Genomic DNA, 12709 nt, shown 5'->3' on the forward strand with positions numbered 1-12709 from the left:
TCTGTTGCCGGACGGTCATCTGCGGCGTTTAGTTCCGTTGACGATGCAATCAGATGTTTGGCCGGTTGGCCCCGGTGGCGCTGTGAGCGTTAGTCGGGAACGTGCAGAGAACGGCTGTTGCGTCGTCGTGACGCTTACCGCGAAACTTCCTGGTGCTTATCTTGTCGGCAGAGCGAACATGTCCGATCAGGACACGGGGCCCTTCCTCTAGGAGGCGCATCGTCTCGGACCATTCGCCCCCGTGACGCTCCACGAGGGTGGCTGCACCATCGCTGAGGAGAGCTGCGGCGCGGATCTCCTGGGTCGGCCCGCCGCCGTTCAAGTCGAGCGTGCCTGTGACGGCCATGCCCCCCGCCTCAGGTCGCGTGCTGGCGACCCAGAAGCCGTCAGGGGAGTTCCTCAGCTTGCTGATTCCCGCGATGGAGTAGTCGGGAAGGTGGTCAATCCTGTCGTCGGTGATCGCGGTAATCGTGCCGTCGTGGCGCTGGACCACGATTGGGGAGTCTGCGAGGACCAGGTAGTCGATCTCCTGTCGACGCCTGCGAAGTATCGCGACGGTGCTTGATGGGCTGTTCGGGTTGGACAGGTCACACGTGCCCGCGTGGGAGCCATTCACGCCCTCGATAGCGTCGCTGAGGACGTTGGCGAGGGAGTCGCCGGACGTCGTAAGCCGTGAGAGCAGTTGTCCAGCGAGGGTGCGGACCAGCCATGGCACGTCGTGGATGCATCCGGTGTCGAGACCCTTCACGGGGGACGCGCCGTCGAGGACGACTGCGAAGTTCTGGCCAACGAGGACGAAGTCTTCGTTGACCGCGTGGTCTGGCGACGCCTCGGAGTAGGACCGTGCGTCAAGGCCGAACGCATCTGGGCTGGTGTCGGCGTTGGTCACTTTGGGGCCTCGAATTCGTAAGCGAAGGTGTGACGGTCGCCCGCCAGGACGGAACGGAAGACCTCGACCGGCCCGGACTCGGTGAAGGCAATGCGGTGCAGTTCTACAACGGTGGTGCCCCTCGACAGGCGAAGTGCGCTCACCTCCTCCGGCGTCGGCTGCCTTGAGGCGAGTTCTTCGCGGAACTTCGTGAGCTTGTAGCCGCGCTCCTCTAGGCGCGCGTACGACCCCCCGGGCCCGGTGTCCTCCTGCATGATTGCGGTGCCCTCTACCACCTCCGGTTGGTAGTAGCTGTCGCCAAGCTGAGTAGGTACCCCCTCAAGCAGCGTGCGGCGCCGACGCGCGAAAACTGGTGCGCCGGCCGGGATGCCGAACCACTCGGCGACCCACTCGGGCGCGGGCACAGTTTCGAGTGCCAGTACCTCCTGTCCCCAGGTCAGGCCCGCAGTTTCTGCCTCCGCTTGGAACGCCGCCTGTCCGCCATCCCGGACTGCGCGGGAGTAGCGCTCGGAGCCGAGACGAATCATCGGCGGAGGCTGCCGGACGAACGCCCCAGCCCCTTTGCGGGTCTCTACGAGGCCCTCGCCTTTCAGGGCGTCGATCGCGTTCCTCGCGGTCTGGTAGGCGACGCCATACGTCTCCATGAGTTGCGACGTCGACGGCACACGGTCGCCCGGAGCGAGGTCGCCGGAACGGATCACCGCGCGCAGTTGGTCCGCGATCTGCTGCGCGGGTGACTTCGGGTCTGACTGATCAATGGCCACTCTGAAACTTTCTCACACATATCTAGTCAGGTGGGCAACGAGCGTGCTACGGTCCACCTATCCACCTAACTAGATAGGTGCTATTGAGGAGATCACATGAGCCACAGCAACGATCCACACGCGACGCAATTTGCCGCCGAGGAGCCGACTCCCGCCGCCCTGGCCGAGATCGAGGCCGAGTGGCCGCAGATCGCCGCTGAGGTCGACCTGGTCGACGCCGAGTGCCGTCTGCTCGCAGAGCCGGCCGATGTGCTCGCTAAGCGGGCTCATCGTCGGGCCGTGAGCGCGCTCTTGCTCTTGATGGTTCAGCAGGTCAACCACGACGTGGGCAAGTCCGCGCCTGTCTACATGCTCACCAACTTTGGCCCGGCCGACCTGGCCGAGGCCGCCTGATTCTCGGAGGAATCTCGACATGGTTACCGCACCTCTCGTCCTCATCTTGGGCGTCATCTCGTTCTTCATGACCAAGGGCTCTGCCTCGACCATCGCGGGCACGATCGTGAACGTCTTGTTCGGGATCGCGTTGGCTTCCACGCTGATCGGGCCGCCGATGATCGAGGGCCTTGAGGCTGGTTCGAACGCGGTCGTTCAGGGCATCTCGGACGCCGTCAAGGCGGGTCTCTGATGCCGGAGCTGCTGACGCTGTGGCGGCTGCGTACGAGCAAGCCGGGCCTGGTCCACATCGAGGACGAGGCCACCGCTACCGGGGTCATCACGCTGTGTGGCTTCCAGATCCCCGCCGCTGCCGACGCCATGAGCAGCCGTCAGCCCGCTGACCGGGCCCGGAGCCCGCACGCGCCGATGTGTGCCGCCTGCCTGGCTGCGCTGGACCAGATCCGCGAGACCAAGCCGAACCAGAGCTGATCGAGAGAGACATGAAGCGCCATGACCGACGGGCCGTGCCAGACCTGCCAGCACCTACGCCAAGAGCTGCAGGCCCAGCAGGAACACACCGGGCTACTGGTCCGGGGCCTGGCCGCCGTCTTGGCGCTGCTCGACAGAGAGCAGATCGAACCGTCCATGGCTAAGCGCCGCCTGCTCGCGATCGTGCATCACCGCCTCACCCACCTCATGACCCAGACCCGATGACTCAGACCAACGGAAGGACCAAGACGATGACGGACTACTACCCCACGAACGGGACCGCGCCGGACAGCCCCGCCGCCCTGTTCGAGAACCGGATCGGCCTTGCTGAGCCCGACCAGGTCGACTACGAGGACGCTGAGCGGGTCGACGTGTTCGAGGGTGAGGTTCTGGCCGTGGTCGACCACGTCGACGCCGCGACTCCCTTCACCCAGAGCGACCAGGACGACGCCGAGCCCGAGTCCCCTGAGTCGACCGAGCCGGGCGAGCCGGGCGAGCCCGAGGATGTGACCTCGACCCTCACCTGGGCCGCGCCTGACCGTGCGGCCGGTGACCGTGCCCCGGTGATCCCGCCGTGGCTGCGTTCGGCCGAGGCCCGCAAGGCTGCCGCGCGTCACGCTGTCTCGACGGCGGGTTACTACGCCGCGTTCCACTGTGTCCGGACGCCGGTCTACGCGGCCAAGACGCTCGGTTTCTCGTTCGTGGGTGCTGGCCGGATCACGGGCAAGGTCACGCGGTGGGTGCGTGCCGAGGAGGGCAACTACGAGCTGCGGCAGAAGGCCGCTGAGACCAACGACGCCTACACCTGGCAGGCGCTGAACAAGATCCGCGAGAAAGAGTCCCGAGGCCGCATGTGGGGCCTGTCCCTCTCGACCCTCGCCACCCTCATCGTGGTGACCATCCTCGCCGTGACCGGGCTGCTGGTCGCGCCGATCCTGTGGGCCGGTCTGGCCGCACTGATCGTAGTGACCGCCCGTGCTGGCCGCCCGGCCGACAAGCCGATCCTCGGCCGCGTCGCGACCGGTCGCCGGTTCACCCGCCTGACCGGTGACCTGGTCCGCAACGCCCTGGTCTCCCTGGCCGTGCGTGGCATCCAGACGCCGGAGCAGATCGAGTTCTGTCACCCCGGCATCCACCGCGACGGCCCCGGCTGGCTGGCCCGGGTCAACCTCCCCGAGGGAGTCACCGCAGTGAAGGTGCTTGAGCGCCGCGATGGGCTGGCCGCTGCGCTGCGTCTCCCGGTCGACCAGGTCTGGCCGGCCGCCGGTCCCGACCACCCCGGACAGCTCGACCTGTGGGTCGGCTACCACCCCGCCTCGAAGACTGGACAGCCCACCTGGTCCCTGGCTGCTGAGAACGCGCGTACGTCGTTCTTCGAGCCTGCCGAGTTCGGCACCGACGAGCGTGGCCGCCCGGTCGAGACCACCATGTTCCAGCGCTCCTACCTCCTCGGCGGACAGCCCGGCTCCGGCAAGTCGTACGCCGCCCGTGCGCTGGTCGGGGTCGCGCTGCTGGACCCGACCTGTGAGCTGAAGATTGCCGAGTTCAAGGGCACCGGTGACTTCCTCGACCTCGAACACCTGTGCTCGACCTACGTGTGCGGTGTCGATGATGAGGCGCTGGACCAGGGTGTTGCGCTGGGCCGCTGGCTGGTCGCTGAGGCTGAGAAGCGCGGACGGCTCATCCTGAATGCCCGCAAGCGCGGGGAGGCCCCTCAGGGCAAGGTCACCCCCGAGCTGGCTGCCAAGCCCGGTTCGGGTCTGCACCCGGTGTGCGTCGTCATTGATGAGGCGCACGAGCTGTTCCTGTACTCCCCGGACGCTGCCTCCGATGTGGAGCGTGCGATCAAGCGGCTGCGTGCCCTCGCCGTCACGGTCATCCTGGCCACCCAGATCCCTGACAAGGCCTCCCTGCCTCCGGGCATCACCCGCTGTGTCACCAACCGCTGGTGCCTCTCGGTCGCCGGTCAGGTCGAGAACGACATGATCCTCGGCACCGGCGCCTACAAGCGCGGCCTGACCGGCACCGTCTACCGCCCCGTGTACGACGCCGGATGGGGCTGCATGACCGGTGGAGCCGCCCCGGCCGCTGTCCGCTCCCAGTTCCCCGCCGATGAGGTCTGGGCCGACATGGTCGCCCGTGCCACCTCGCTGCGCGGTGGGGTCGCGGTGGGTGCGCCGATCGAGACCGCACCGGCCCGTGACCTGCTGGCCGATCTGACCGAGGTCGCCGCCCCCAACGGCCAGCACTGGTCCAGCGCCGCCGAGGCCCTGACCGAGAACTGGCCCGACGCCTACACCCACCTCTCCGCCGACGCGCTCTCGGACATGGCTCGCACCGCTGGCCTGTCCTCGGTCGACGTGAAGATCTCCGGGACCGTCCGCAAGGGCTACCGCCGCGCCGACCTCAACAAGCTCCGCGCCGACCGCGACGCCGAGTCCCAGAAGGAGGGGTAGCGGCCGAGGTAGCGCACCACCACCCGGTAGCGACCTCGCTACCCACCCCGCTACCCCCAATTCCCAGCCTGACCAGCACAGACGTTCGAAGGTAGCGGGTAGCGACCCGCACACCGACCACGCGAAACCAGCCCAGGAGGCAGATTCCATGACACCGCTCGCCGTCGCTACCCTCGCGGCCCTCGCGCTCATCACCCTCGCTGCTGGGATCTACGCCACCCTGTGCCGCGAACTGCCGTTCAAGCCGTGCCGCCGCTGCCAGGGCACCGGCTCACGCACCACCGGGACCGTGTTCCGCAAGCTCCGGGCCTGCCGCTCCTGCCGAGGCACCGGGACCCGCCTGAGGACCGGGCGCGCGCTCTACAACCACGCCCGCCGCATCCACGCCGAGGCCACCACCACGACCATGCCGCCTCAGCGCGACCCGAAGCAGCCGCCACAGCGCCCCGGCTGGTAACCGCCTCCCACCCCTCGCACGGGCCCCAAGAGCCCAGGTCCCTACCCGCCCCATGCCCAAAACACTCATCTGACCAGGCAACACACCTTCCAAAGCAGAAAGAGATTGGCCATGAACACCGCTTCCCTTCCCAAGTCCAACCGCCCCTCTGGCCTCGCTGCTGTCGGCTACGGCATGACCTTCGTCGGATTCCTGCAGGTCGCCGTGACCATCGCTCCGCAGGTCGCCGCGATGATCCCCGCCGCTGGCGGTGCCGCTCCCGCCGTTGGTGTCGCCGTCGCGCTCGCTGCCGATGTCGTATGGGCTGCCCTGGGCCACACCACCATCCACGCCTACAAGTCCGGCCAGCGCGCCGCCGCGTATGGGTTCGGCGCAGCAACGGCGGTGGCTGTGGCCGTCTCTACGGTCCTGCTGGCCGCGGTTGGGCACATGGGCCCGTGGAGCGCTATCCCGGCACTCGCAGCGCTGCTACTGGTCGCTGACGGGATTCGTGACCAGGTGACCGTCTCGCCGCAGACGGCCGAGTTCATCCGGGCCCGGACCGCCGAGATCCGCGACCAGCGGGCACTAGCCGTCATCGAGGCCCGTCACGCGGCCCACATGGAGACCATCACCGGCTACGGAGAATCGGCCCGGCTCGCCGCCAGGACGCACGCCCTGGCCGAGATCAAGGTCACCGTCGAGCGCGCCGAGAACCGCGCCGCGACCCGGCTCACCAAGTCCGCCGAGAAGCACGCAGCCGGGGCTGTGGCCTACCGCGAGCTGATCGGTCACCAGTCGGCCGCCACCCCCGACACCACCCCTGACAACGGGGCTGACATCGAGGGTGACACCGACCCCGACGACCAGCCCCAGTCGATCGCCGCTGCGTCTGCCTCTGTCACCCCCTTGCCTGCGCTGACTGTCATCCCCGACATGCCGGACGACGAGGACGACACCAAAGACCGCATCGGCCTGTGCGCCGTCTGCGATGAGGCTCTAGGAGAGGACGACGGCGACCAGGTCCACGACGCCTGCGCCGCGATCGAACTGCGCGCCTACGGGATGCCCGTGCGTGAGGTCGCCGGGCTGCTGAAGGTCTCCGACCGGACCGTGCAGCGCTGGACCAATGGCAGGGCCGAGGGTGCCTGATGAGCCGTCCCCGTCGTGTCCGTCGCCGCTATGTGCAGCGCCGTCGCCACTGGTGGCGCGACCTGATCACGAGCGACTTCTACCTAGCTCTCCACGCCTGGGAACTCGACGCCGAGGCCGAATCCCTGGGCTACGCGACCGAACTCGAGGAGTACGCCGCCGGGCACCCGAGACCCACCTTGCAGGGCTTCATGCTCGCCCACGCTCGACCCGACCGCCACCAGCCCGACCAGCACCACGACCAGTACGAAACCGAGGAAGGACACACCGATGACGCAGCAGCCTGACACCCTGACCGACACCCTCACGACCGCTCTGGACTACGCCGCCCATGGCTGGCGAGTCTTCCCCCTCCTGCCCGGCTCCAAGCGGCCCGCGACCCCGAACCACCGCGCCGCCGACTGCGACGGCACCGACGCCTGGTGTCGCACCGGTCACGCCGGATGGGAGCAGCGCGCCACCAACCGGCCCGACTGGATCACCCGAGCCTGGTCCAGCAACCCCGCCTACGGTGTCGGGATCGCCTGCGGACCCTCGCGGCTGGTCGTGGTCGACCTCGACACCCACAAGCCCGGCTCCGAGATCCCCGAGCCCTGGCACCGGTTCGGCATCACCACGGGAGAGGACGTGCTTGACCACCTCGCCGGAGCCCACGGAGGCACCATCACCCCGACCTACACCGTGCAGACCGTCTCCGGCGGAACCCACCTCTACTACACCGCCCCCGACACCACCCGCCGGTTCGCCAACACCGCCGGAAAGATCGGCTGGCTCATCGATACCCGCGCCCACGGCGGCTACGTCGCCGCACCCCCAACCACCATCGGAACCAGCGCCTACACCGTGGTTGACGACCGCCCGCCGGCACCGCTGCCGCTGTTCCTGCTCGACCTGCTCACCCGCGACCACCAGTCCGCCGCCCGTGCCTCTCAGGACCGCTCTCAGGACGGTTCTGTGCACCCGGCCCGACCGATGCGTCCGGGTGGGTCTGGCGAGCCCGTCAGGGACCAGAGCGCGTACGTCGAGCGGGTCTTCGAGATCGCGATCAACGGCGACGCACCACGCGGTGTCGCTGGCCTTCTGGACGCGGACGAGGGCGGCCGAAACGCCGCGCTCTACGTCGCCGCTGCCACCGTCGGCAAGTTGGTCGCACGCGGCCTGATCGCCGAACACGTCGCCCTCGACCGGCTCATGGACGCCGCCGCTGGCCACATCGCCACAGGCGCGTACACGCCCTACGAGGCCGAAAGCACGATCCTGTCCGGCTTCCGCCGCGCCGCCACCCGGAGCGCCGCATGAGCACCGACCAGACCGGCCAACCCGACCAGCCCACACCCGACCCCGAGGAGACCAACATGGACACCGAGACCAGCACCGACCAGGGGCAGAACGCCGCGCTGACTCCGGCCGACTTCGACGCCGACGCCGGAGAGCTGCTGCTCAACGAGGTCCGCGAAGCCCTCGCCCGCTACGTGATCCTCCCCGACGAGCACTCCGCTACCGGGGTCGTGCTCTGGATCGCCGCCACCCACGCCGTACCCGCCTGGGCCCACGCCGCCCGCCTGGTCATCCGAGCCCCGGAGAAGCGGTGCGGGAAGTCGCGGCTGCTCGACGTGACTGAAGCCATGTGCCATGACCCGCTGCTCACCGTCAACGCCTCGCCCTCGGCGGTGTACCGCTCCATCGCGATGAAGCAGAAGAACCCGCCCACGATCCTGCTCGATGAGGCCGACACCGTCTTCGGACCCAAGGCCGGGGAGAACGAGGACCTGCGCGGGCTGCTCAACGCCGGACACCAGCGCAACCGGCCCGCGCATCGCTACAACGCCCAAGGCGGCTACGTAGAGAAGCTGGATACCTTCGCCATGGCTGCCCTCGCGGGCATCGGGGCGATGCCCGACACCATCGAGGACCGCGCTGTCGTGATCCGGATGCGCCGCCGCGCACCCGGCGAGAGCGTCGCGCCCTACCGCGTTCGCCGTGATGGTCCAGCCCTGGACAGCCTCCGCCAGCGGCTGAACCAGTGGGTAGGCGCCCACCTCGACCACCTCGGCACGGCCATGCCCGACATGCCGGTCGAGGACCGCGCCGCCGACACCTGGGAGCCTCTGATTGCCATCGCCGACCTCGCCGGGGGGCCGTGGCCCGACCTCGCCCGTGAAGCGTGCGTGACGCTGACCGAGACCCGCGATGCCAACGCTCAGACCACCCTGCAAACCCGTCTGCTGACCGACTGTCGCGCCGCGTTCGGTGAATCCGAAGCGCTGCCCACGGCCGTGCTCTTGGAGCGTCTGAAGGCCGATATCGAGGCCCCCTGGGCGACGTACCAGAACAACGGTCTGACTGCGATGAAGCTCGGGTTCCTGCTGCGTGATTTCGACATCCGCTCCGACACGATCCGTTTCGACACCGGACAGGCCAAGGGCTACCAGCGAGCCGCGTTCGCCGATGCCTGGGCCCGCTACTGCGCCACTCCCGCCACCTGCGTTGTCTGCCGCCAGCCGATGGCCCATGACGACGGCACCCACACCCACCCGATGTGCGCTCCGGAGGTCAACCGATGACTAGCGCGACCACCGGTCCGGGGTCCCAAGCCGTACCAGCCGTACCAGCCGTACCAAGACGATGTTTCTCCAGGTCAGACCCTGATTTCAGGTGGTACGGCTTGAAAAATCGGCCCGTACCAAAGCCGTACCAAAATCCCCAAGCCGTACCAGCCGTACCAAAGCCGTACCACCCCAAAACCGCATCTGACCAGCCAAAACACGCCGTTGGTACGGCTGGTACGGCTGGTACGGCTGGTACGGCTCACCCCACCCCAACCCTCTTGACCAACCGGAAGGACTCGCTGCGATGACGAAGCCGAAGGACAGCCGACAGAGCGCAACGAAAGGTGGGGCTGTGGCCACAATCTCTGAGGTCGAGCCGCTGTGGTCAGTGCAGGACGTGAGCACCTATCTGGGCATCCCCGTGCACACGATCTACGCCTGGCGCGGTGCTGGCACCGGCCCGCCAGGACGACGGATCGGCAAGCGACTCCGCTACCGCCCGGAGGACGTCCGGGCCTGGGTGGCCGCGCTTCCTACGGAGGTGGTCGCGTGAACCCGCTCGGCCTGGGGGAGCACGGCGTACCGACGACCCTTGTCGAAGGCGGCCGGTACGTGACCTACATCAACTATCGGGACTGGTCCGGCAAGGCCGACCGGCGGCGGCGAAGCGGCAAGACGGCGGCCGAGTCCGTACGCCGTGCGCTCGATGCGGTGCGCGAAATCCTGGAGGAGGGCGCTGGGCTCGACATCACGAAGGCGACGCGCTTCCGGGAGGCGTACGCGGGGTGGCTCGCTACGTTCGTCGACCAGGTCGAGGCAGGGGAGCGGTCGCAATCGTCCCTCGATCTCTACACGGGCGAAGCAGAGCGCGTGATCCTGCCCGCGATCGGGGATCTTCGACTCGGGGAGCTGCGTACGCCGCTGCTCGACCGGTTCGTTCAGGGCGTACTCAAGGACAAGGGCCCGTCCACCGCGAAGGTCTGCAAGACCGTGGTGTCGAACACCTGCGGCTGGGCCGTTCGGCAGGGAGGCATGACGTACAACCCGATGCGTGAGCTGACGCCGATCACCGCGAAGACGAAGAAGGCGCGGGCGCTCGACGTGGAGGAGCTGCGCAAGTGGATCGATGCTCTCGATGCCAGTGAATACGCCTGCCGCCAGGACCTGCCGCAGTTGGCGCGCTTCATGCTCGCTACCGGGCTGCGGGTTGGTGAGGCGGTCGGGGTTACCTGGGCTGACGTCGACCTGATCAAGGGCCTGGTCCGCGTCGAGCGGACGATCATCCGCGTCAAGGGGAAAGGGCTGGTTGCCAAGAAGGTGAAGTCGGAGACGTCGGAGCGGCCGTTGTTTCTGCCGAAGTGGTGCATCGCGATGCTCAAGGAGCGGCGCGAGCGCCGTCGCGCCGACGACAGCCCGGTCTTCCCGAGTGGCGCGGGCACCTGGCGCGACCGGAACGCCGTACAGCGTTCCATTCGGCAGGTGCGGGAGGGCACCGACTTCGAGTGGCTGACGACGCACACTTACCGGAAGACGGTGGCGACGATGCTTGACGAAGGCGGCCGGAGCGCCCGCGCGATCGCCGACCAGTTGGGGCACTCGCGGGTGTCGATGACGCAGGACGTCTACCTCGGCCGGAAGGCCAAGAACGCGGGAAACCTCGACGCGCTCGAAGCGCTCAACCCGGACGGTCCGAATTACAAGAACGAGGAGGGGGAGGAAACCGCCGAGGAGGAGGGCGCGGCGTAGGTATTCATCCTCGAATTCCTCCTAAACGGCTACTTTCGAAGGCTAAAACGACTTTCGGGCCCTGACCTGTTTCCCCAGGTCAGGGCCCGAATTCGATGTACGCCATGTAGGACTTGAACCTACAACCCGCTGATTAAGAGTCAGCTGCTCTACCAATTGAGCTAATGGCGCATGTCCTTCGAGCCGCTTGCGCGCTCGGCGACGAGAAGAACAGTAGCAGCGGGCTCGGATACGACCCAAATCGAGGCTGTGCTGATCGACGACGCGGTCAGCGGAGCTCCAGGACGGCTTGGGCGGCGTTGTGGCCGCCCAAGCCGGAGACGGCGCCGCCGCGGCGGGCGCCGGAGCCGCACAACAGGATGCTGCCGACGTCGGTGGCGACGCCCCAGCGGGCGGCGGGGGTGGTCAGGTCGGCGTCGTCGGGGGCCCAGGGCCAGGCGAGGTCGCCGTGGAAGATGTGGCCGCCGGGCATGGCCAGGTCGGCCTCGATCTCCTGGGGGATCTTGGCCTCGATGCACGGCTCGCCATCGGCAGTCCGCGCGACGACGGACGAGATCGGATCGAGCAGGTGGCGGTCGAGGGAGGCGATGGCGCGTTCGACCGCCTGGGCCTTGCGCTCCTCGCGCGTCGTGGGGTCCTCGAAGAGGGTCGCGGGGGCGTGCAGACCGAAGTAGGTGAGGGTCTGGGTGCCGGGCGGCACGTCGCCGAGGATGGAGGGGTCGGTCAGCGAGTGGCAGTAGACCTCGCCCGGCATCTCGGTCGGCACCGAGCCGGCGGCCGCCTCGGCGTACGCCTTCTCGAGCTCCGAGTAGGACTCGCCGAGGTGGAGGGTGCCGGCGAAGGCGACCTTCGGGTCCTCGCCGGAGCGCAGCCGGGGGAGGCGCTCGAGGAGCATGTTGATCTTGAGCTGGGCGCCCACCGGCTTGGTCGCCGGGGACGGGGCGCGACCGAGGAGGCCGTCGAGGACGTACGGAGCCAGGCCGGAGAGGACGAAGTCGGTCGACACCGTGTGGGATCCAGAGGCGTCGGTCCAGGTGACCTCGGCGCCCTCACCGACGCCGCCGCCCCGGATCGAGGTGACGGTCGCGCTGGTGAGGACCTGCGCCCCACCTGCGTACGCCGCCTTGGTGATCGCCCCGGTGACCGCGCCCATACCGCCGATCGGGACCCGCCACTCGCCGGTCCCGTTGCCGATCAGGTGGTAGAGGAAGCAGCGGTTCTGGATCAGGCTCGCCTCGCCGAGGCCGGCGAAGGTGCCGATCAGGGCGTCGGTGGCGACCACGCCGCGGACCAGGTCGTTGGCGAAGCGGCGCTCGATCGCCTCCCCGAGCGGCCGCTCGACGACGTCACGCCAGATCGGTGCGCCCACCTCCGACCGGATCGCGGCACCGGTGGGAAGCGGGGAGGTGAGGGTGGGGGAGATGACCCGGGCGAGGTCGGAGACCTCGTCGTAGAACGACTGCCATGCGGCGTACTCCTCGTCCGACCCCGTCACCGCGCGGAAGCTCGCCGCGGTGGCCTCGCCCTCGGGCGTCTCCACGAGGAGGCCGGTGGCCCGCGAGCCGTCGAGGAAGGGGGAGTACGACGCGGTCTGCCGCGACGCGAGCTCGATGTCGAGACCGAGGTCGGTGCGGATCTGCTCGGGGAGCAGCGAGACCAGGTAGGAGTAGCGCGAGAGCCGGGTCGGGAAGCCCGCGAACGCCTGCGCCGAGATCGCCGCGCCGCCGACATGGTCGAGCCGCTCGAGCACCAGGACCGAGAGGCCCGCCCGGCTCAGATAGGCCGCGGCGGTGAGGCCGTTGTGACCGCCGCCGGCCACCACTACGTCGTACTTCTGCTGTGCCATGGCCCGA

At 68.4% G+C, this 12709-nt stretch carries 15 protein-coding genes and 1 tRNA gene; 12 read left to right on the forward strand and 4 right to left on the reverse strand.

Annotated elements, in window-relative coordinates:
* Positions 1-49: 49 nt before the first annotated feature.
* Together ABZ796_RS10755 and ABZ796_RS10760 are read right to left on the reverse strand one after the other, a co-directional pair.
* Positions 50-889, reverse strand: coding sequence for a protein phosphatase 2C domain-containing protein (locus ABZ796_RS10755; protein ID WP_357336801.1), 840 nt, complete (start codon positions 887-889; stop codon positions 50-52).
* Positions 886-1653 carry a GntR family transcriptional regulator gene (locus ABZ796_RS10760; RefSeq protein WP_357336803.1) on the reverse strand — a complete coding sequence of 256 codons (768 nt, stop codon included), beginning with the start codon at positions 1651-1653 and terminating at the stop codon, positions 886-888. Before ABZ796_RS10760 ends, ABZ796_RS10755 begins: the two co-directional genes overlap by 4 nt.
* Before the next feature lie 96 nt (positions 1654-1749).
* On the opposite strand from ABZ796_RS10760, the gene ABZ796_RS10765 reads away from it, so the two are divergent.
* From ABZ796_RS10765 to ABZ796_RS10820, 12 genes are all read left to right on the forward strand, one after another.
* A complete protein-coding gene (locus tag ABZ796_RS10765; protein WP_357336804.1) occupies positions 1750-2046 on the forward strand; it encodes a DUF6284 family protein in 297 nt (98 codons plus the stop codon).
* Positions 2047-2065: 19 nt separating this feature from the next.
* Positions 2066-2278 carry a hypothetical protein gene (locus tag ABZ796_RS10770; protein ID WP_357336806.1) on the forward strand — a complete coding sequence of 71 codons (213 nt, stop codon included), beginning with the start codon at positions 2066-2068 and terminating at the stop codon, positions 2276-2278.
* A complete protein-coding gene (locus ABZ796_RS10775) occupies positions 2278-2517 on the forward strand; it encodes a hypothetical protein (RefSeq protein WP_357336807.1) in 240 nt (79 codons plus the stop codon). The genes ABZ796_RS10770 and ABZ796_RS10775 overlap by 1 nt, the downstream gene beginning before the upstream one ends.
* A gap of 21 nt (positions 2518-2538) precedes the next feature.
* Entirely contained in the window at positions 2539-2742 is a 204-nt protein-coding gene (locus tag ABZ796_RS10780; protein WP_357336809.1) for a hypothetical protein, read from the forward strand.
* Positions 2743-2768: 26 nt separating this feature from the next.
* Positions 2769-4973 carry a hypothetical protein gene (locus tag ABZ796_RS10785; RefSeq protein WP_357336810.1) on the forward strand — a complete coding sequence of 735 codons (2205 nt, stop codon included), beginning with the start codon at positions 2769-2771 and terminating at the stop codon, positions 4971-4973.
* Positions 4974-5121: 148 nt separating this feature from the next.
* The gene (locus ABZ796_RS10790) at positions 5122-5430 is read left to right on the forward strand and encodes a hypothetical protein (RefSeq protein WP_357336812.1); all 309 of its coding nucleotides are present in this window, start codon (positions 5122-5124) and stop codon (positions 5428-5430) included.
* 111 nt (positions 5431-5541) lie between these two features.
* Positions 5542-6561, forward strand: a complete 1020-nt coding sequence (locus ABZ796_RS10795; protein WP_357336814.1) for a helix-turn-helix domain-containing protein — start codon at positions 5542-5544, stop codon at positions 6559-6561.
* Positions 6561-6848 carry a hypothetical protein gene (locus ABZ796_RS10800; RefSeq protein ID WP_357336815.1) on the forward strand — a complete coding sequence of 96 codons (288 nt, stop codon included), beginning with the start codon at positions 6561-6563 and terminating at the stop codon, positions 6846-6848. The genes ABZ796_RS10795 and ABZ796_RS10800 overlap by 1 nt, the downstream gene beginning before the upstream one ends.
* Entirely contained in the window at positions 6832-7860 is a 1029-nt protein-coding gene (locus tag ABZ796_RS10805; protein ID WP_357336817.1) for a bifunctional DNA primase/polymerase, read from the forward strand. The genes ABZ796_RS10800 and ABZ796_RS10805 overlap by 17 nt, the downstream gene beginning before the upstream one ends.
* Positions 7857-9125 (forward strand): DUF3631 domain-containing protein, encoded by a 1269-nt coding sequence (locus tag ABZ796_RS10810; protein ID WP_357336818.1) that lies wholly within the window; start codon positions 7857-7859, stop codon positions 9123-9125. The genes ABZ796_RS10805 and ABZ796_RS10810 overlap by 4 nt, the downstream gene beginning before the upstream one ends.
* 337 nt (positions 9126-9462) lie before the next feature.
* The gene (locus ABZ796_RS10815) at positions 9463-9663 is read left to right on the forward strand and encodes a helix-turn-helix domain-containing protein (protein WP_357336819.1); all 201 of its coding nucleotides are present in this window, start codon (positions 9463-9465) and stop codon (positions 9661-9663) included.
* The gene (locus ABZ796_RS10820; RefSeq protein WP_357336821.1) at positions 9660-10856 is read left to right on the forward strand and encodes a site-specific integrase; all 1197 of its coding nucleotides are present in this window, start codon (positions 9660-9662) and stop codon (positions 10854-10856) included. Before ABZ796_RS10815 ends, ABZ796_RS10820 begins: the two co-directional genes overlap by 4 nt.
* Positions 10857-10954: 98 nt before the next feature.
* Here ABZ796_RS10820 and ABZ796_RS10825 read toward each other — a convergent pair.
* Together ABZ796_RS10825 and ABZ796_RS10830 are read right to left on the reverse strand one after the other, a co-directional pair.
* Positions 10955-11027, reverse strand: a tRNA-Lys gene (locus tag ABZ796_RS10825).
* A 97-nt stretch (positions 11028-11124) separates the two neighbouring features.
* Entirely contained in the window at positions 11125-12702 is a 1578-nt protein-coding gene (locus tag ABZ796_RS10830; protein ID WP_357336823.1) for an NAD(P)/FAD-dependent oxidoreductase, read from the reverse strand.
* Positions 12703-12709 lie beyond the last annotated feature (7 nt).

It is taken from the genome of Nocardioides sp. NPDC047086, assembly GCF_040643685.1.
In the GTDB taxonomy this organism is placed as follows: Bacteria; Actinomycetota; Actinomycetes; order Propionibacteriales; family Nocardioidaceae; genus Nocardioides.

Bases quoted from the DNA above. Each gene is read 5' to 3' on its own strand.
- ABZ796_RS10765 (WP_357336804.1), top strand. From the start codon at position 1,750: ATGAGCCACAGCAACGATCCACACGCGACGCAATTTGCCGCCGAGGAG.
- ABZ796_RS10770 (WP_357336806.1), top strand. From the start codon at position 2,066: ATGGTTACCGCACCTCTCGTCCTCATCTTGGGCGTCATCTCGTTCTTC.
- ABZ796_RS10775 (WP_357336807.1), top strand. From the start codon at position 2,278: ATGCCGGAGCTGCTGACGCTGTGGCGGCTGCGTACGAGCAAGCCGGGC.
- ABZ796_RS10780 (WP_357336809.1), top strand. From the start codon at position 2,539: ATGACCGACGGGCCGTGCCAGACCTGCCAGCACCTACGCCAAGAGCTG.
- ABZ796_RS10785 (WP_357336810.1), top strand. From the start codon at position 2,769: ATGACGGACTACTACCCCACGAACGGGACCGCGCCGGACAGCCCCGCC.
- ABZ796_RS10790 (WP_357336812.1), top strand. From the start codon at position 5,122: ATGACACCGCTCGCCGTCGCTACCCTCGCGGCCCTCGCGCTCATCACC.
- ABZ796_RS10795 (WP_357336814.1), top strand. From the start codon at position 5,542: ATGAACACCGCTTCCCTTCCCAAGTCCAACCGCCCCTCTGGCCTCGCT.
- ABZ796_RS10800 (WP_357336815.1), top strand. From the start codon at position 6,561: ATGAGCCGTCCCCGTCGTGTCCGTCGCCGCTATGTGCAGCGCCGTCGC.
- ABZ796_RS10805 (WP_357336817.1), top strand. From the start codon at position 6,832: ATGACGCAGCAGCCTGACACCCTGACCGACACCCTCACGACCGCTCTG.
- ABZ796_RS10810 (WP_357336818.1), top strand. From the start codon at position 7,857: ATGAGCACCGACCAGACCGGCCAACCCGACCAGCCCACACCCGACCCC.
- ABZ796_RS10830 (WP_357336823.1), bottom strand. From the start codon at position 12,702: ATGGCACAGCAGAAGTACGACGTAGTGGTGGCCGGCGGCGGTCACAAC.